Below are 17,243 nucleotides of genomic sequence, written 5' to 3'. Positions count from 1 at the left end.
TTCACTAAGCCTATGGAGTGAATCGATTGTCGTCATCGGCCGGGGTCCCCGGGACCGGCCGGGCCCGGAACGCCCGACGCTCGGGCCCCTCGGGCGCCGGCACGTCCGCCATCGCCACCACCACGTCGTGCGCCCCGCCGCGCCCCGCCACCACCGGCACCGGGGAGCGCGCCGCCTTCGCCCGGTACTGCGCCGCGTCGGCCAGCCGGAACAGCCACCGCGCCGACCGCAGCGGCCCGATGGCCTCCCCCGTGGTCGCGATCCCGCAGGCCACCCCCTCGCCCAGCTCGAGATCGGCCGCCCGCCGGCACACCTCCCCCGCCGCCCGCTCCACCGTGGCCGCGTCCACGCCCACCGCCAGCAGGCAGAACTCGTCCCCGCCGAGCCGGGCGGCCAACGCCCCCGGCACGGCCGCGCCGCACCGCGAGAGCACCGAGCCGAACCGTTCGAGCAGCCGGTCCCCCGTGGCGTGCCCGAAGGTGTCGTTGACCTTCTTCAGGCCGTTCACGTCGCAGACCACCAGGCTCACCACCTCGCCGGTCGCCCGGTGCCGCTCCAGCGCCTCGTCCAGGCGTATCTCCACCGCCCTGCGGTTGGCGAGCCCGGTCAGCGGATCGGTGAACGCCAGCCGCCGCGCCTCGGCGAGCCGCTCGTACTGCACGAGACCGGCCGCCACCACGGACGCCAGCACCGAGGCGAAGTCCGCGTCCTCCCGCTCGAAGGCCGGGGCGCCCGGGCCACGCGCCACGTACAGCTCCCCCCACGCCCGCCCGTGCAGCACGATCGGCGCCACCACGCAGCAGCCGCGGCCGCGCCGCCGCAGCACCGCCACCCGCCTGCTGCCGCGCGGCCCGGCCGCCGTCTCCACCCACGCCCGCGGCTCGGCGCCGCGCGTCCAGCGCTCGTGCAGGAACTCGGTGATCTCCGGGAAGTCGTGCACCGGATACGACTCGTCCTCCGGGTACGGCTCCTCGCCGGGGGCCAGCTCCCCCGTGTTGACCAGCACCCGCAGCCGGCCGCGCTCCCGCTCCCAGGCCGACAGCGCGGCGAAGGCGCCACCCAGCGCCCGCCGCGCGCCCTCGGCGGCGGCGTGCGCGACCTCCGGCAGCGCCTGCGCCGCGGCCATCCGCTGCGCCAACTCCACCACGGCACGCAGCCGGCTGTCCTCACCCATAAGCCCAGGCTATGGGCGTACGCCCGGCTTCGGGTCGTTACGCTAGCCCTTCACTCGCCTGGCCAGTCCGGGGTGCGCTTCTCGTTGAAGGCGGCCACCCCCTCCTTGCGGTCCGGCGAGAACGCCACCGTGCGCCAGGCCGCGTCCTCCACCTCCAGGCCGGAGCGCAGGTCGAGGCCGAAGCCGGTGCGCAGCGCCCGCTTGGCGGCCCGCAGCCCCACCGGGGAGTTGGCCGCGATGGTGCCGGCCAGCGCCAGCGCCTCGTCCCTGGCCCGGCCGTCCTCGGTCAGCACGTCGACCAGGCCGAGCTCCCGCGCCTCCCCCGCCGCGACGCGGCGACCCGTGAAGATCAGCTCGGCCGCCCTGGCCGAGCCCACCCGGCGCGGCAGCAGCTGGGTGCCGCCGCCGCCCGGGATGACGCCGACGGTCACCTCGGGCAGGCCCACCACCGCCGTCGGGTCGGCGACGATCAGGTCGCAGGAGAGCGCCAGCTCGAAGCCGCCGCCGAGCGCGAAGCCCCGCACCGCCGCGATGGCCGGCATCGGCAGGTCGAGCACCGCCGTGAACGCCCCGCGCAGCACCGTGCGGTGCCGGCCGAACTCCGCGTCCGAGAGGCCGTTGCGCTCCTTGAGGTCGGCGCCGACGCAGAACGCCCGGTCGTGCGTGGACGTCAGCACCACGGCCCGCACCCGCCGGTCACTCGACAGGTCGGCGCAGGCCGCCGTGAGCCGCCACGCCAACTCGGTGGAGAGCGCGTTCATCGCCGCCGCCCGGTCGAGCACCAACTCCCCGACGTGCGCCGCCTCGTCGATCACCACCGACACCCACTCGCCGTACCGCTGGGTCACCGTTCGCTCGCTCAGCTCACTCATGGCCGGCATTATCGGCCCCCGCTCGGCGCGCGTCAGCCGGTCTCGCCCCGGCGGGTCAGCAGCCAGGGCTCGATGATGCCGAGCCCGCGCACCGGGCGCTGGTAGAGCGGCTGGAGGGCGAAGCGGTAGCCGGCGGCGGAGTCGGCGGCCTTCTCCGAGTGCGGGGCGAGGCCGGCCGCCGTCAGCTCCTCCCGCATCACGCCGTCCACCAGGACCATGTCCTTGGGCGCTATCGACGTCAGCCGGCTCGCCAGGTTCACCGTGTTGCCGAAGACGTCGCCCATCCGCGTCGTCACCGTGCCGAACGCGATGCCGACCCGCAGCTCGGGCATCATCGGGTCGTCGCCCAGCGTCTCCACGAGCCGCACCCCGATGTCCGCCGCCACGCCCGGGTCGTCGGCCGCGAACAGCACCTCGTCGCCGAGCGTCTTGATCAGTCGCCCGCCCTGGGCCGCGATCTGGTCGGCCGCCGTGGTCTCGAACGCCTCGACCAGCTCGCCGAGCTGCTCCTCCTCAAGGCGCCGGGTCAGCCGGGTGAAGCCCACCAGGTCGGCGAAGCCGATCGCCAGCCTGCGGTCCACCATCTCCGTGTCGTCCTGGGCCTGGACCACCCGGCCGGTGGCCGCGGCCAGCTGCCGCCGCCACACGTAGACCAGGAACTCCTGGAGCTCCGGCAGCAGCAGCTCGACCAGCGGGTAGGCCACGTCCGTCCTGGTCATGCCCGGCTCGGGCGGCTCGGTGAGCCGCTCCAGGAAGGAGTCGATCTGCCAGTCCGCCAGCCGGGCCGTGGTCTGCCCGGTGGACCTCGCCACCTGGACCGCCATCGACTCGCTCAGCAGGCCGGCCTCCACCAGACCCGCGAGGCGCCGCAGCGCCAGCACGTCGGCCTCGGTCAACGCCCGCGCCTGGCCCACGTCGGGGAAGCCCATCGCGCGCCAGAACCTGGACGCCAGGTCGAGCGGGACACCGGCCGCCCTGGCCGCCTGGAACGGGGTGTACTGCCGCTCGGCACCGATGATCAACGCCTCCACGCGCAGCGCGACGTTCTGGGCCTCGTCCTCCGCCGGGTCACCGCCGGCGGCGGTGGCCTCGGGCCTGCCCGGATCAGCCTCGGACACGGTCACCGCCCTCGCCCACGCCGCGCCTGTCGAGCCCTTCGCGCGTTCTCACGGCCCCAACCCTACGGCAGGTGTGCCCTATGTCACGTCGCACGGAGGTGGATGATGTCAGCGGCCGCCACCGGCTGGCGAGATCCGGCCGACTCGATGACGAGACGGCCGTCGCCGTCCAGCGCCACCGCCTCGCCGCGCAGCTCGCCGCCGCCCGGCAGCTCGGCGCGCACCGTGCGGCCGAGCGTCGCGCAGCCGGCCGCGTAGGCGGCGTCGAGGCCGCTGGCCGCCGGGTCGCCGGCGGCCTCGACCCAGCGCCGGTACCAGTCGGCGAGCGAGCGCAGCACCGCGCGCAGCAGCGGGTCCCGGTCGGTGGTGACGGCGTTCGCCAGCAGCAGCGAGCCGGCGGTCGGCACTGGCAGTTCGTCGGCGCGCAGCGAGACGTTGAGGCCGAGGCCGAGCACCACGGCGCCGTCGTCGCCGGTGACCCGCTCGGCGAGGATCCCGCCCAGCTTGCGCTCCTCGCCGCCCACCGACACCAGCAGGTCGTTGGGCCACTTCAACGCCGTGTCCACGCCGCCGACCCGGGACAGCGCGGTCGCCGCCGCCACCCCGGCGAGCAGCGGCAGCCAGGTCAGCCGGTGCGCGGGCACCCCGGCCCGCTCCGGGGCCAGCAACACGGAGAAGAACAGGCCGGATCGTGCCGGTGCGCTCCAGCTGCGGCCGAGCCGGCCGCGGCCCCGGGTCTGCTCCTCGGCGACCAGCACGCTGCCGGGCGCCGCCCGGCCGGCGCTCGCCGCCGCGGCCAGGTCGGCGTTGGTCGATCCGGTGCTCTCGGTCACGTCGATCCTGGTCCACACGCCGTCCGGCCAGATCAGGGCGGTGCGCAGCGGGGAGACGCGCAACGGCGGCCGGTCCAGGTCGGACCAGCGGCTGGGCTGGGGAGTCATGCCGACCAATCTAAGGGAGCGGCCCCCGGCGGGCGCGGCTGCCAGGGAGGCGCCCGCGCGACGCGCCGGCCCGCCGTTACCCTACGGATCGGTAGCCATCCGAGGACGAGGAGCCATGCCGGTGCCCGAGGAGATCCAGACCACGGCCGGGAAGATCGCCGACCTCAGGCGCCGAGCGGCGGAGGCCGTCAACGCCGGCTCGGCGCGCGCCGTGGAGAAGCAACACGCGAAGGGCAAGCTGACCGCCCGGGAGCGGATCGAACTCCTGCTCGACGAAGGGTCGTTCGTCGAGCTCGACGAGTTCGCCAGACACCGCTCGACCAACTTCGGCATCGAGCACAACCGCCCCTACGGCGACGGCGTGGTCACCGGCTACGGCACCGTGGACGGCCGTCAGATCTGCGTCTACTCACAGGACTTCACGGTCTTCGGCGGCTCGCTCGGCGAGGTGTACGGCGAGAAGATCGTCAAGGTGATGGACTTCGCGCTGCGCACCGGCTGCCCGATCGTCGGCATCAACGACGGCGGCGGCGCGCGGATCCAGGAGGGGGTGGTGGCGCTCGGCCTCTTCGCGGAGATCTTCCGGCGCAACGTGCACGCCTCGGGCGTGGTGCCGCAGATCTCGCTGATCGTCGGCCCCTGCGCGGGCGGCGCCGTCTACTCCCCCGCGATCACCGACTTCACCGTGATGGTCGACAAGACCTCGCACATGTTCATCACCGGGCCCGACGTGATCAGGACGGTCACCGGTGAGGACGTGGGCTTCGAGGAGTTGGGCGGCGCCCGCACCCACAACACCCGCTCCGGCGTCGCCCACCACATGGCGGGGGACGAGAAGGACGCCGTCGAGTACGTCAAGGCGCTGCTCTCCTACCTGCCGTCCAACAACCTCTCCGAGCCGCCCGTCTACGAGCAGCGGTACACCGACGAGGAGTTGGCCACCACCGACGAGGACCGCGAGCTCGACGCGCTGATCCCGGACTCCGACAACCAGCCCTACGACATGCACCAGGCGATCGAACACGTCCTGGACGACGGGGAGTTCCTGGAGACCCAGGCGATGTTCGCGCCCAACGTGATCACCGGTTTCGGCCGGGTGGAGGGCGCCCCGGTCGGCATCGTCGCCAACCAGCCGCTGCAGTACGCCGGTTGCCTCGACATCCACGCCTCGGAGAAGGCCGCGCGCTTCGTGCGCACCTGCGACGCGTTCAACCTGCCGGTGCTGACCTTCGTCGACGTGCCGGGCTTCCTGCCCGGCACCGACCAGGAGTACAACGGCATCATCAGGCGCGGCGCCAAGCTGATCTTCGCCTACGCCGAGGCCACCGTGCCGCTGGTCACGGTGATCACCCGCAAGGCGTTCGGCGGCGCCTACGACGTGATGGGCTCCAAGCACCTGGGCGCCGACCTCAACCTGGCCTGGCCCACCGCCCAGATCGCCGTGATGGGCGCCCAGGGCGCCGTCAACATCCTGCACCGGCGCGCGCTGGCGGAGCTCGACTCGGAGGCGGAGCGCGAGGAGACCAGGGCCCGGCTCACCGCCGAGTACGAGGCGGCGCTCCTCAACCCGTACGCGGCGGCCGAACGCGGCTACGTGGACGCGGTGATCGAGCCGTCCGAGACCCGCCGGCACATCGTCCGCGGGCTACGGGCGCTGCGCACCAAGCGGGCCCAGCTGCCGCCCAAGAAGCACGGCAACATCCCACTGTGAGAGGTGAGTCGATGTCCGAGGCACCGCAACAGACGCCGGAGCGCATCAGGGTGGTGCGGGGCAACCCGACACCCGAGGAACTGGCCGCCGCGGTGGCCGTGATGCGGGCGCGGGCCGCCGCGGCCGCGGCCGCCGAGGCGGACGCGGATCCGGGGCCGCCGCCGGCGTCCGCCTGGTCGCACCCGGCGCACACCGTCCCGCGCCGCCTGCCGGCCCCCGGGCCCGGCGCGTGGCGGACCAGCTTCTGGCCCGGCTGAGGGCCGGATCTGAGTACGGGTACTCAGGCGCCCGCCGGGCCGGGCTGCCACCCTTGGCCCATGCTCTGGTCGGACCTGCACCAACCGCCGGGCGGCGGCGACCGGGAGTTCGCCGCCGCCCGGGCCATGCTGCGCCGCGCCGGCTGGCTGATCGCCCTGGCGGCGCCGCTGGCGCTGCTGCTGATCAGTCGCTGACGGCCGGCTCGGCCTGGCGGGTCACGGACTCCCGCAGGGTGTCGGCGGCGGTGGTCAGCTCGCCGCCGTCGGCGCCGGCGGCCTCCGCCCGCGCCACCAGCCCGTCGAGCAGGTCGAGGGCGGCGCCCGAGCCGTAGAACGCGTCGTGCAGGTCCTGGCGGGCCTCCGCGTAGACCTCGGCGAAGGCGTCGGACTCCAGGAACCGCTCCTTGAGCGCGTTCCCACCCATGAGCCCGCCGCGGACGTCGTCCTCGGCCGCGCCGTCGCCGCCGGGCGGCTGGTCGCCGCCCTCGATCCGGCAGTCCTCGGCGCCCTCGGGCGGTTCCATTCCCTCGGGCGGTACCGTTCCCTCGGCCGGCCCGCCGCCCTCCGGTGCCTGTCCGGCCCCGCCGAGCTCGCCGCCGGGGCCGGCCATGCCCATGCCCATGCCGCTGAACGTCAGGTTGAAGTCCCAGCCCAGCACCTCGAACGTCCGGCTCTCCAGGTCGTACCGCAGCAGGTAGTTGTTGCCCGGGCCCGACATGTCGTCGAAGTTGCCCAGCAGGTCCTGGGTGGCGACGTAGCGGGCGAACGACTCGACGTCCACGTGCTCGTCGAGCTCCGCCGCGAACTCCGCGTCGGACGCCTCCTCCACCCACCTGATGAGGTCGATCACCGGCTGGAGGTCCTGGCTGCCCTCCATGTTCAGCTGCTTGAAGTCGTCCTGGTACTCGGTCGGGTCGTCGCCCCGGTAGCTGAACTCGCTGCCGGCCCTGGCCTTGTACAGCACGCCGTCGTCGCCGAGCGTGGCCGCGTAGCCGGCGCTGGGGTTCTCGACCAGCAACCGGGTGGTGGTGGGCCGGTTGTTGACCGTGAAGGAGGAGAACGTGAACCGCTCGGCCGCCTGGTCGGTGGCGGCCATCAGCGAGAGCGAGAGCGCCTCGTTGAGCGGCACCTCGGCGTCGCTGCCGGGTCGCACCGAGATCTCCTGGTGGCCCTGGTAGGCGCGGCCCTCGACGTACTCGTCGATCTTGATCAGCCACGGCAGTTCCTCCGGCCGGTCCGCCGACAGCGTCGTCATCCCGGCGCCGCCGGGACCCGCACCGCCCTCGACGAGGCCCTCCGGCAACTCGGCGTCGCCGCCGCCGTCGGCGCCTTCGGCGCCGGGACCGGGGCCGCACATCACCAGCCGGCCGCCACCGCCCTCGCCGTCCTCCGGCCCACCGGAGCCGGCGCCCCGCAGCGAGGACAGCGTCGAGTTGCCCTTGAGCCGGATGCCCACGCTCTCGATGAAGGTCCCGTCGATCGTCAGGTCCGCCTCGATGTACTCCTTCTCGCCGTCCTCCTCGAAGGAGGCCATCAGCTCGGCGAAGTCCTCCTCGTCGTACTCCAGTTGGATCGAGTGGGCCACCGAGGCGTCGTACAGGTCGACGGTCCCGGCGATGTCCTCCGTGATCTGGTCGCCCTCGCCGTCCGAGGCGCTGGTGACGACGGCCGTGACCCTGGCGTCCCCGAAGAACACCAGCGTCACCCCCAGGGCGCCGACCAGCGCCGCCGTCGGCCGCCAGTGCTGCCGCAGCCGCACCGGCAGCCGGTGCCGCAGCCGCCGCCCCATCAGAGGTCCGTCTGGTCGTAGCCGGTCAGCACCGAGACCCGTTGGCCGTGGGTGCGTTCCTGGACGGCGGCGACCAGCTTCGCCGGCGTGACGCCCTTCTTCATCCGGACCGTGTAGAACACCTCGTTGAGGGCGCCGCCGCGTATCGACTCCGTACTGACCAGCTCGAACTCGGTGGTGTGCCGGATCAGCACGTCCTCGATCGCCGGGGTGTGGTCCTCGCCGGCCGGCACCTGCACCTTGACCACCTGCCGCTGCACGTTGAGGTGGAAGACGTTGAACCGGTGCATCACCAGGATCACCGCGCAGATGGTGATGGCGCCGAGCACCGCCAGCGTGTAGAAGCGGGCGCCGCACGCCATGCCGAGGCCCATCACCAGGAAGATGAAGCCGACGTCCCTGGTCTCCTTGATGGCGTTCCTGAACCGCACCACGGACAACGCGCCGACCAGCGAGAACGCGCGGGCCAGGTTGGAGCCGACCACCAGCAGGATCAGCGCCACGATCATGCCGACGATCACCAGCGTCTGCACGAACGACTGGCTGTAGGAGACGTTGCGGTGGGTGGCCCGGTAGACGAAGCCGGTCATCATGCTGAGCACGAAGGACAGCGCGAGGCAGACGACGACGTCGGTGGTGCTGAACGTGCCGCTGAGGTCCTGGAGATCATCGAACATGGGCGGGGGCCGCTTCCTGGGCTCGGTCGGTGGGGGTGGGCTGGGGGGCGGGCTCGTCGTCGGGGACGTGGAACGCGGAGCGCGGCGCCCGGCCGTACGCCTCCACGCTCTGGCAGTACTTGGAGACGCGGACGACGGTCAGGTTCCGGCGGGCCATCAGGTCGGTGAGCCAGTACGGCACCCGCTCGTTGACCTTGACCTCCATCACGGCCAGCCGCGGCGGGATGATGAACCGGTTCTCGGCCGCCGTCCCGAGGCGGAAGTCGCGGTCCCGGCCACGGATCCGGCGGTCGAAGGTGACCCGTAGGCCGGTGTCCTGGTCGCGCCCGACCAGCGCCTCGCGCTGGTACCCGGTGATCGCGGTGGCGCGCAGGTCGAGGCGGACGAGCAGGTCCAACACCTCGTGCACGAAGGGCCGTTCCCGCTCCTCGTGCGGGACCTCGACCCGTCGGTCGCAGAGCGCCCGCGCCGCCTGGTACGGCAGCCGCAGCCGCCGCTTCTGCGTGACGCGGTTGACCCGCTGCTTGATCTCCACGTGGACCGGCGAGTCGTCCGTCACCGTCGAGACGTCCCCGTAGTGCCTGATCCGCAGCTTGCGGCGGAACTTCAGCCCCTCGATCTTCTCCCAGTAGAACCGGAGCGCCGGCGTGTCGTAGTACACGCTCCACACCCCGTACCCGCCGACCGGACTGTGGGCGTCCCGGTCCATCCGCCGGGCCAACTCCTCGCGCAGCGGCGCCACCTCGGTGACGGGCAACAGATACTTGATCTCGTACCGGTTGAAGGCGTGCAGTCGGCTGGCCACGCCTCGTTCATGGCGTGCGTCGGCTGTCATGGCCCTCCTCTCGTTCGGTGTTCACCTTCCAATCGCTGGGCGTTAACCAACTAGGCCCGGATGAGAGCCGGATGAGAGCGGCCTGAGAATGCCCTGTGGGATCGCGCGGCGGCGGCTTTCTCATCCAGGTCTACGTGACCAGGCAGGGACACGACCCCACCCACGAGCCGCTGGGCTGGGACGACCTGGAACTGGTGAGGACGACCAGCGGCTACCCCAACCAGCAGCACTACGTCGTCAACAACGTCAACCCGTGTTCGGCCGTCTCGCGTGGAGGGGCGGCTTCGCGGTGCCGGGCCACGGCGTGCTCGCGCCCGTCACAGCCTGGTGCCGGACGACGGGCCGAAGAACTCGATCTCCGCGATGGCCACCTGCCGGTCCGCGGCCGCGCCGTACGACGACAGGATGGTGAAGCGCACACTGGTGACGCCCTCGGCCCGGAACTGCCGGCGCTGCGGCCCGAGGCCCGGGTCGAGGGTGAGCTCACGCGTCGTGGTGCTGCCCTCCTGCGTCGTGATCCGTGCCTCGACGCGGTGCGGCCGCGCCGACTCACGGAGCTGGTCGGCGCGCGGGGAGACGCCGGGCGTGATGATCACGTCGAGCAGCCTGGTGGGCTCGGCGAAGCCGGCCTCGATCCACTCGCCCTCGCCGGACTGCGAGACCCCCGGACCCCACCAGGTGTCGTTGAGCTTGTCGAACGCCAGCTCGGCCGGGTGGTCCTCGTACGAGTGGAGCGCGTGGAAGCGTTCCGGCTCGACGGGGCCGCGCCTGGTGAAGTGGTCGCGGGTCGCCCGGACGCCGTCGGGGAGGTGGACGGCGAGGATGATCAGCAGCGTCAGGACGAGCGCCGCGACCAGCCACCTGACGAGGTGCTCGAAGGTGCGGCGCAGCCGGGGGCGTTCACCGGCCCACGGCGCCTCGCGGTTACGGCCGTCCAGAATCCGCCGCCACCAGGGGCGGCGGGCGGCCCGCGTCTCCTCGTCCCCGGCCATCGGCATGGCGCAGCGCGCGCAGTAGTGCCGGTCGGGGCGGTTGGCGGTGCCGCACCAGGGGCAGGGCGGGCCGCCGTGCACGCCGGGTTCCTTGGTGACCGGCTGCACCTGGGGGCGCGTGGCATCGGGGCGGCCAGGCAGGACAGGGCTGACGGCGGTCGGCGCCTCGGCGTCCACCGGGTCGGCGACGGGGACGAGGAGGCGGCGCGCACGGTCGGTCATCTCGTCGTCCGTGGTGGCGGCGGGTGTCGGGGGGGCGGTGTCCGCCTCGCTCGTCCGCGGGGCCTCGGGCGCGGAGTCGGCCGGCGGGATGGCCGCGGCGGATGGCACGGTTCGGGTGGCGCCCGGGCTCTGGCGCGGGCCAGTCCGGTCCCCGCCGGAGGCGGTCGCGGCGTCCGATGCCACGACCCCGGCCCGCGCCGACGTGTCCGTCCAGCCGAGCACGGTCCCGCACGCGTCACAGAACGCCTGGCCCGGTTCCGCGCGGGCGCCGCACTCGGCGCAGTTCTCGGTGCTCATCTGTCCTGAGTCCTCTCAAGGGCGGTCACCTGGACCGTGTACGGCATGTGGGCGGGGCGGGCGGCCGCCACGAGGGTGTCCAAGCGGTGCTCGTCGGTCGGCGTGGGATCGACGAGCCGCAGGTGGACGTGGAGGAGCGGTCGGGGCTGGCCCGGCATCGGCCCAAACGGCTCGGCGCTCCACGCCGCGCCGCCGCTCTCGCTGATCTCCGGCTCCACGCCGAACGCCAACCGCACCGCCTCCGACAGGCCGCGCCGCGTGCCGCGTATCCGGTGCAGGTACGCGGCGGCCCCGACGGCCGCGCGCAGCCGGGCCGCTTCCTCCTGGCCGTGGCGCTCCCGGCCGCGGCCCTCGTCGATGTCCGTCTCGGCGCCGACCCAGGTGCCGAGCCACCGCACGAAGTCCAGCGGCGCGAGGTCGGGCCCGAAGTACGCGTCCAGGCAGTCGAGCACGTTCAGGATCGGTGCCAGGATGTCGTCGAGGCCGCCCACGAAACGCCGCATCAGGTCGTCGTCGGCGAACACGGCCGGCAGGGTCGGGGCGATCGGCGAGGGCGACGCCAGGCCGTCGACCGAGCCCCTCACGTCGCGTCTCCGACGGCCCGCACCCGGTGGTCGAAGGAGAACACCAGGGACGAGGGCGCGAGGTTGATGCGGTCCGTCGCGTCGCCGCGTTTGCCCGTCAGCGGGTCCGCCGGGTGCAGCACCACCTCGTCCACCAGTTCCACCCCCGGTACGCGCTGGAGCACCGCGAAGATCTCGCCCGCCTGCACCGGGCGTCCGAACGGCCATCCCGTGCCGTCGGCCCCGCCGGTCAGCGGATCGAGGTGCCGGTAGAGCGCGTCGTGGGCCTGTTCGCGTACCTGGTCGGCGTCGACGCCGCGGAAGGCGTGCACCGTCGCGACCACCGTGACGCCCTGGTAGTGCGGCGGTCCCACCGCCAGCCGCGTGCCGATCGGACGCCGCTCGTCCAGGTGGCGGGTGACGCGGTCCAGCAGCGCGTCGCCCGGCACCAGTTGCTCGAAGCGCAGCCGCCCGTCCGGGTCCGGCACCGCCTGCGGCACCACCAACACCCGCACGGCGTAGGCCCCGTACTCGTTCTCCTCCCCCTCCAGGCACGTGATGCGGGCGGTCTCGGGCGCGGCGCGCCGGGTCAGCTCCTCGTAGTCGCGCAGCGTCACGGCGCGCTCCTGGGCGCGCAGCGTGATCGGAGCCCGCGTCTTCGCCTCCTCCACCGTCTCGCCGTCGACGCCGCCGCGCGCCGCTTCCCGGTTGACCACCTCGGAGACGTAGGGGATGGAGGTGCGCAGCACCCGCACGGCGCCGCGCGCCACGTTGCCCGCGCGCCCGCCGCCCGTGCGGTAACGGCGTGCGCGGACGGCCGCGCCCTTCGGAGCGACCATCCCGTACTGCCGTAGCGTGCCGTCGGGTTCGCGGACGGCCGGCCCGAACGCGATCTCGCCGGTCGTCGCGTCCAGCGTGACGTGGCGGTCGCGCGGCCCGGACCCCGCGAAGTGCGGGACGACCTGCCAGTCCACCCACCCGTCGTCCTCGGCGGTCTGGAGCAGCATCGGCGGATCGTCACCGACCACCGGCGTGTGGGCGAGCCGCAGCCGCTGCCCCGGCAGGCCGGTGGATTCGCCGAGCGCCTCGTCGCGGACGGTCTCGGCGTGGACGACCGGGGCCGTGCCGCCGATCGTGAACGCCTCGGCGGCGCGCACGGTCGGCGAGGTGGTGTAGAACGGCTGGCCCGGCAGCTGTTCGGTGACGCGACAGCGCAGCCATCCGGCCTGCTGCCCGCCGACCCGCGACGGCGCGTGCCCGCCGGGCACGTGCAGCACGACGGCTCCCGGCCGGTTGAGGCCGCCGGTGCCGTCCCGGTCGACCTCGCACTCCTGCCAGCCGTTCTCGGTCCACGCCTCCCACATGAGGGGCGGCTGCCGCGGGTCCACGCCGACGCCGTCGACGCGGCTGTCCAACTCCAGTGCCACCGCGCAGTGCGGCACCGCCGCCGTCAGCCCGAACAGCAGGCAGTCGCCGACGGCCGGGGCCTCGGCGAAGCACAGCACGTCCCGGCCCTCGGCGAGGTCGGCGGTCCGGTCGGTGACCTGTTCCCCGCTGTTGCGCACCGCCACGTGCCGCAGTTCGCAGGGCACGACGACCAGGTCCCGCTCGGCGGCGAAGACGACCGCCTCCTCGCTCTCGGTGCGCGCGGTGGCGACCTCGGTGCCGGTCGGCACCAGGACCGGCTCCTCCTGCGGCGCCGACAGCCAGTAGGTGACCTCAGCGCGGGCCGCGGTGGGCGGGAAGAGGTTGATGCCGACGAGGTCCAGGAAGGCCAGGTGGTTCTTCTCCGGCACGCGGTTGAGCCGGTAGACGATCTGGTCGGCCATGTGGGCGACGGCCTCGACCAGCGTGACGCCCGGGTCGGAGACGTTGTGGTCGGTCCACTCCGGGGCGCGCTGCTGGATGTAGCGCTTGGCGTCGTCCACGAACTGCTGGAAGCGACGATCGTCGAGGTTCGGGGAGGGCAGGGCCATCGGGGTTGAGTCGCTTTCACAGATCCGGGCCGGCGGAGTCGGCCGGCTCGTCGTGGGACGGGATGACGTAGAAGGGAAAGACGAGGCTGCGCGGGTTGTTGGTGCCGCGGATGGCGTAGCGGACGTCGATGTACAGCACGCTCTGGTCGGACCCGGCGGTGACCTCGACGTCGTGGACCTCGATCCGCGGCTCCCAGCGGTCCAGGCTGGCGTACACCTCGTGTTGGATGCGGCCCGCCGTCTGCTCGTTGACCGGTGCGAAGACCAGGTCGTGGATGGCACAACCGAATTCCGGGCGCATCGGCCGCTCGCCCGGCGCGGTGGCCAGCACCAGGCGCATGGCCTCCTCGATCTCCCGCTCCCCGCTGACCAGGGCGATGCCGCCGGTCGGGGAGACGCGCAGCGGGAAGGCCCAGCCGGACCCGACGAACTGCTCGGCCATCAGGCTCCTACCTGCCTCGCCCGCGTCCCGGGCATGTCGATCACGGTCTCGGTCACAGCAGTGGCGGCTTCCCGTTGATGGTCACGAGGCCGACGAGTGGCATGGTGGCCGCCTTCAGGGACATCACCCCCGCTGCCGTCAGATCCACCGCCGCCATCGCCCTGACGCTGACCGCGGCGGCCGCGTTCACCGCGACCGGGCCCGTGAGCGATCTGACGTTGACGGGGCCACGGCCCTCGATGCTGAGGATGCCGCCGCTCCTGAGGGTCAGCTTGCGCCGCGCGCTGAGCGTCAGGTCCGTGCCCGCCTCCACCGACACCGAGCGGCTGCCGCTGATGCTGACCGCGCCCTCGCTGTCGACGGTGATCTCCGTCTTCGTCCGGTCGAGGTTGATGACCAGTCGGTCGTCGCCGGTCGCCAGCCGCACCCCGCGCTTCCTGGCGCCGGTCTGCTGGCTGAGCAGGTCGAGGCGGTTGCCGGTGCGGTCGGAGAGGGTGTGCCGGGCCGCCAGCCGCCGCAGCCCGTCGTGGAGCGGCACGTCCGGTACGGCGGTCGGCGTGTCCTTGCCGTTGTAGAGCCCGCCGATGACGAAGGGGTGGTCGAGGGCGCCCCGGTCGAACGCCACCAGCACCTCGTCGCCGACGTCCAGCGGGAAGATGCCACCGCCGCCCTTGCCGCCCCACTGCACCACCCGGGCCCAGTCGCTGACGTACTGGTCGTCCAACCACGGGAACTCCAGCTTCACCCGCCCCTGCTTCAGCGGGTCCCGCACGTCGGTGACCAGCGCGTTGGCCACGCTGGGCAGCCGGCCCTCAGCCTGCGTGCCGCCGCCCCCGCCCGAGGCGAGCCCGTACAGCGATCGCCACTGCCGACCGCTGACGGTCACCCACGCCTGGTAGTGCTCGCCGTCGCCGAAGACGTGCCGGACGGAGGTGACGGTGTACTTGCCCTCGAAGGGCTTGCCCACCTCGGCGAGCGCCACCGGGATGCCCGCCCGGAGCTTCGGTGTACCGCGCGCGATGACCTCCACCTCGGCGAAGGAGGACGTGACGTCGCCGGCGAGCGCCGCGGCGGCGTGCTTGACCTCGGCCTGCCGGTCGTACGGGGTTCCGGTCTCCACCAGGGTGACGGGCTTGAATCGCGCGGTCGCCGCCCCAGGACTGCTGCCGATGTCGATGCCGGGGTCGGTGGCGGCCGGTGAGGTGCCGATGATCCGCCGCTTTCCGGCGACGTCCCAGCCGCGCGACTCGACCTCGCTGACCTGGTCGGCGGCGGTGACAGCGGCCCGCAACCGCAGGATGTCGGCCCGGCCGAGCACGAAGGGGGTGGTCTGGCTGTCCGTCTGTGGCGAGGGCGCGCCGGAGGCCGGCCTGGGGTTGACGAACTGGAACCGGCCACGCGCGTCGATGGACATCACCATCTCGTTCTCGTCGGCGAGCCGCCCGAGGAAGTCCCAGTCGCTGACGCCCCCCTGGCTGATGAACTCGTACACCGTCTCCGTCGCGTCGATCCGGCCGACGGGCACACCGTCCAGGCCGGCCAGCTTGCGGGCGATGTCGGACGCCCGCTGGTTGCGGTACGCCACCACCCGGCGTTGCCGCATCAGCCGGAAGCCGCTGTCGTAGCCTCGGATGACGGCGAACGAGCCGGTGCCGTCGAAGTCGGCCTCCAGGCCCGTGACCTCGCCGGTCAGGAGTGGCTCCGTGGTGCCGCGACCGGCGGCGACCGGGAAGATCTGCACCGGGGTGCCGAACTCCACCCCCAACAGGCCGAGCAGTTTGCGCTTCGGGTCCCGGAAGGTGAGCTGGAACGCGGCGGGCACGCCCATGCCCTGGTCGACCCAGCCTTCGACAAGGTGCTGGGCCTCCTCGCGCGCCAGCACCCTGCCATCGATGGAGACGTGGACGATGTTGGAGAACGACGGCTGTGGCATCAGTACGTGACCTCCTCGGCGGCCGGCAGCATCAGTTCGCCGCCGATCCGCAGTCTGGCGGGGTCGTCGATGTCGTTGGCCTCGGCGATCGCCCGCCACGCGGAGGCCGCGCCGTACTCGCGCCACGCGATCGACTGGAGCGAGTCGCCCGCGACGACCCGGTGCACCCGCCGCGCGGTGAGGGCGCCGGAGGTGGGGTTCTGGCCCCGCGTCCGGCTGGGGATCTCGTGCAGGTGCACCTGGCAGGTGGCGCGGATCGGCACGCCGGTGGTGCCGAAGAGGGAGTAGGTGGCCTCGACGGAGCTGATGTAGGCCGTGAACCGGGCCGTGGCGAACGAGCCCCACTGGAAGACGACCCACGGCGGCGACGGCTGCTTGGCCGCGGTGCTCTTGGCGGTCGTCTCGCAGCACTCCATCAACGCCTCCACCTTCTTCATCACGGAGGTGCTGTCGGGTTGTTCCGAGGAGTCGAGAAAGACCTCCACGTTCATCTCGCGGGGTTCGGGGCCCAGGTACTCCGGCAACGAGCCGTCACGCACGGCGGCGGTCGGGGTGACCATCCACTCGGCGCGGCGGGCGAGGGCCAGCTGCGCCGGGTTGAAGTCGAGCGTGAGGGTCTTGATGAGCCCGCCCGGCGTGGTGCTGTATCCGGTGGGAGGTTCGTGGATGGCGAGCGTGGCGCGGATGAGACTGTTGCCCGCGCCCCTGCTTCCCGTGGCCATGGCTGGTGGGGTCCTTACTGTCTGGGTCGTCTGGGGCGGCAGGGTCCGCTCGTCAGTCCGTGAACCCGTGGTGGGTGATCTCCAGGATCTCGGTGGCCACGGCCGGGGACGCCGGATTGAAGGAGGGGCCCTGCCAGCTGACCGGCAGGACGTCGATCAGCCCCCAACGGGCGACCTCCGACGTGTCCGCGCGGAGAGCCCTGATCAGCGCGGTGGGCCGGGTGATCCCGGTCTGGACGGAGGAGATCCACCGGGCGACCTTGGCGGTTTCCGGGGTGATCGGGCGGGTCAGCCGGATGGTGGAGAACGTGACGCGGGTCGGCAGCTGCCAGACGAAGCCGTTGTTGCCGCCCTCCTGGCGCTGCTCGATCTCCACCTGGGCCGACAGCCCTTCGCACTCGTTGAAGCGGCCCAGGCTCTCGCCGTCGATGCTGAGGTTGAAGAAGACGGAGGTACCCGGGTCGAGTTCCTGGGGCATCGCAGGGGGACCTTTCTCTCGTGGAGGTCAGTGGCGGTTGTCGCGGAGCCTTCCGACCCGTTCGCGGTCCTGGCGCAGCTCCGTCCGCAGGAGGCGCGTGATGCGGCTGGTGAGCCGGTGGGTGAGCTCGTCGAGCTGGCGGGGGGTCAGCGCGCGCGGGTCGAAGGCCGCCGCCGGTGGGAGCGCCTCACGCTCCGCGGGCATCGGGGCGGCGTGCCTGGTCCGGGTGGCGGGGGTGGGGGGC

Annotated in this window: 17 protein-coding genes and 1 pseudogene; 3 read left to right on the top strand and 15 right to left on the bottom strand. The window is 73.0% G+C overall.

What is annotated here, in order from left to right; all coding sequences use genetic code 11:
• Nucleotides 1-10 precede the first annotated feature (10 nt).
• From RNC47_RS24960 to RNC47_RS24945, 4 genes are all read right to left on the bottom strand, one after another.
• Nucleotides 11-1,174, bottom strand: coding sequence for a GGDEF domain-containing protein (locus tag RNC47_RS24960; protein WP_311601814.1), 1,164 nt, complete (start codon nucleotides 1,172-1,174; stop codon nucleotides 11-13).
• Between the two features lie 50 nt (nucleotides 1,175-1,224).
• Nucleotides 1,225-2,046 carry an enoyl-CoA hydratase/isomerase family protein gene (locus tag RNC47_RS24955; RefSeq protein WP_311601813.1) on the bottom strand — a complete coding sequence of 274 codons (822 nt, stop codon included), beginning with the start codon at nucleotides 2,044-2,046 and terminating at the stop codon, nucleotides 1,225-1,227.
• 32 nt (nucleotides 2,047-2,078) lie between these two features.
• Nucleotides 2,079-3,170 carry an adenylate/guanylate cyclase domain-containing protein gene (locus tag RNC47_RS24950; RefSeq protein ID WP_394814868.1) on the bottom strand — a complete coding sequence of 364 codons (1,092 nt, stop codon included), beginning with the start codon at nucleotides 3,168-3,170 and terminating at the stop codon, nucleotides 2,079-2,081.
• Nucleotides 3,171-3,247: 77 nt separating this feature from the next.
• Nucleotides 3,248-4,105 (bottom strand): biotin--[acetyl-CoA-carboxylase] ligase, encoded by an 858-nt coding sequence (locus RNC47_RS24945; protein ID WP_311601812.1) that lies wholly within the window; start codon nucleotides 4,103-4,105, stop codon nucleotides 3,248-3,250.
• A gap of 115 nt (nucleotides 4,106-4,220) precedes the next feature.
• Between RNC47_RS24945 and RNC47_RS24940 the strand changes: the two genes are divergently transcribed.
• The 3 genes from RNC47_RS24940 to mmpB are packed head-to-tail and all read left to right on the top strand — an operon-like array spanning nucleotide 4,221 to nucleotide 6,268.
• Nucleotides 4,221-5,816: an acyl-CoA carboxylase subunit beta gene (locus RNC47_RS24940; protein WP_311601811.1), complete on the top strand. Its 1,596-nt coding sequence runs from the start codon at nucleotides 4,221-4,223 to the stop codon at nucleotides 5,814-5,816.
• Between the two features lie 11 nt (nucleotides 5,817-5,827).
• Entirely contained in the window at nucleotides 5,828-6,073 is a 246-nt protein-coding gene (locus RNC47_RS24935) for an acyl-CoA carboxylase epsilon subunit (protein WP_311601810.1), read from the top strand.
• A 60-nt stretch (nucleotides 6,074-6,133) separates the two neighbouring features.
• Nucleotides 6,134-6,268, top strand: coding sequence for a morphogenic membrane protein MmpB (gene mmpB / locus RNC47_RS24930; protein WP_311601809.1), 135 nt, complete (start codon nucleotides 6,134-6,136; stop codon nucleotides 6,266-6,268).
• Here mmpB and RNC47_RS24925 read toward each other — a convergent pair.
• The 11 genes and pseudogenes from RNC47_RS24925 to RNC47_RS24875 form a co-directional block, all read right to left on the bottom strand.
• Complete coding sequence (locus RNC47_RS24925; protein WP_311601808.1) at nucleotides 6,258-7,862, bottom strand: CotH kinase family protein; 1,605 nt, start codon at nucleotides 7,860-7,862, stop codon at nucleotides 6,258-6,260. The genes mmpB and RNC47_RS24925 overlap by 11 nt on opposite strands.
• Entirely contained in the window at nucleotides 7,862-8,539 is a 678-nt protein-coding gene (locus RNC47_RS24920) for a DUF4956 domain-containing protein (RefSeq protein ID WP_311601807.1), read from the bottom strand. The genes RNC47_RS24925 and RNC47_RS24920 overlap by 1 nt, the downstream gene beginning before the upstream one ends.
• Nucleotides 8,529-9,374, bottom strand: a complete 846-nt coding sequence (locus tag RNC47_RS24915) for a polyphosphate polymerase domain-containing protein (protein WP_311601805.1) — start codon at nucleotides 9,372-9,374, stop codon at nucleotides 8,529-8,531. The genes RNC47_RS24920 and RNC47_RS24915 overlap by 11 nt, the downstream gene beginning before the upstream one ends.
• 317 nt (nucleotides 9,375-9,691) lie before the next feature.
• Complete coding sequence (locus RNC47_RS24910) at nucleotides 9,692-10,885, bottom strand: NADase-type glycan-binding domain-containing protein (RefSeq protein WP_311601804.1); 1,194 nt, start codon at nucleotides 10,883-10,885, stop codon at nucleotides 9,692-9,694.
• Nucleotides 10,882-11,469, bottom strand: coding sequence for a phage tail protein (locus RNC47_RS24905; protein WP_311601803.1), 588 nt, complete (start codon nucleotides 11,467-11,469; stop codon nucleotides 10,882-10,884). Before RNC47_RS24905 ends, RNC47_RS24910 begins: the two co-directional genes overlap by 4 nt.
• Complete coding sequence (locus tag RNC47_RS24900; protein WP_311601802.1) at nucleotides 11,466-13,424, bottom strand: putative baseplate assembly protein; 1,959 nt, start codon at nucleotides 13,422-13,424, stop codon at nucleotides 11,466-11,468. Before RNC47_RS24900 ends, RNC47_RS24905 begins: the two co-directional genes overlap by 4 nt.
• Before the next feature lie 16 nt (nucleotides 13,425-13,440).
• Nucleotides 13,441-13,866 (bottom strand): GPW/gp25 family protein, encoded by a 426-nt coding sequence (locus RNC47_RS24895; protein ID WP_311601801.1) that lies wholly within the window; start codon nucleotides 13,864-13,866, stop codon nucleotides 13,441-13,443.
• A gap of 52 nt (nucleotides 13,867-13,918) precedes the next feature.
• Nucleotides 13,919-15,799, bottom strand: coding sequence for a VgrG-related protein (locus RNC47_RS24890; RefSeq protein ID WP_311601800.1), 1,881 nt, complete (start codon nucleotides 15,797-15,799; stop codon nucleotides 13,919-13,921).
• The gene (locus RNC47_RS24885; RefSeq protein WP_311601799.1) at nucleotides 15,799-16,521 is read right to left on the bottom strand and encodes a CIS tube protein; all 723 of its coding nucleotides are present in this window, start codon (nucleotides 16,519-16,521) and stop codon (nucleotides 15,799-15,801) included. Before RNC47_RS24885 ends, RNC47_RS24890 begins: the two co-directional genes overlap by 1 nt.
• 52 nt (nucleotides 16,522-16,573) lie before the next feature.
• Complete coding sequence (locus RNC47_RS24880; protein WP_311601797.1) at nucleotides 16,574-16,999, bottom strand: phage tail protein; 426 nt, start codon at nucleotides 16,997-16,999, stop codon at nucleotides 16,574-16,576.
• A gap of 27 nt (nucleotides 17,000-17,026) precedes the next feature.
• A pseudogene (locus tag RNC47_RS24875) lies at nucleotides 17,027-17,243 on the bottom strand (extensin); the annotation flags it as partial.

Origin of the sequence: Streptomyces millisiae (genome assembly GCF_031845425.1) — a bacterium.
Taxonomy (GTDB): Bacteria; Actinomycetota; Actinomycetes; order Streptomycetales; family Streptomycetaceae; genus Streptomyces; species Streptomyces millisiae.
Note: the sequence above shows the minus strand (reverse complement) of the source record. Positions and strands in the feature narration are given on the sequence as shown.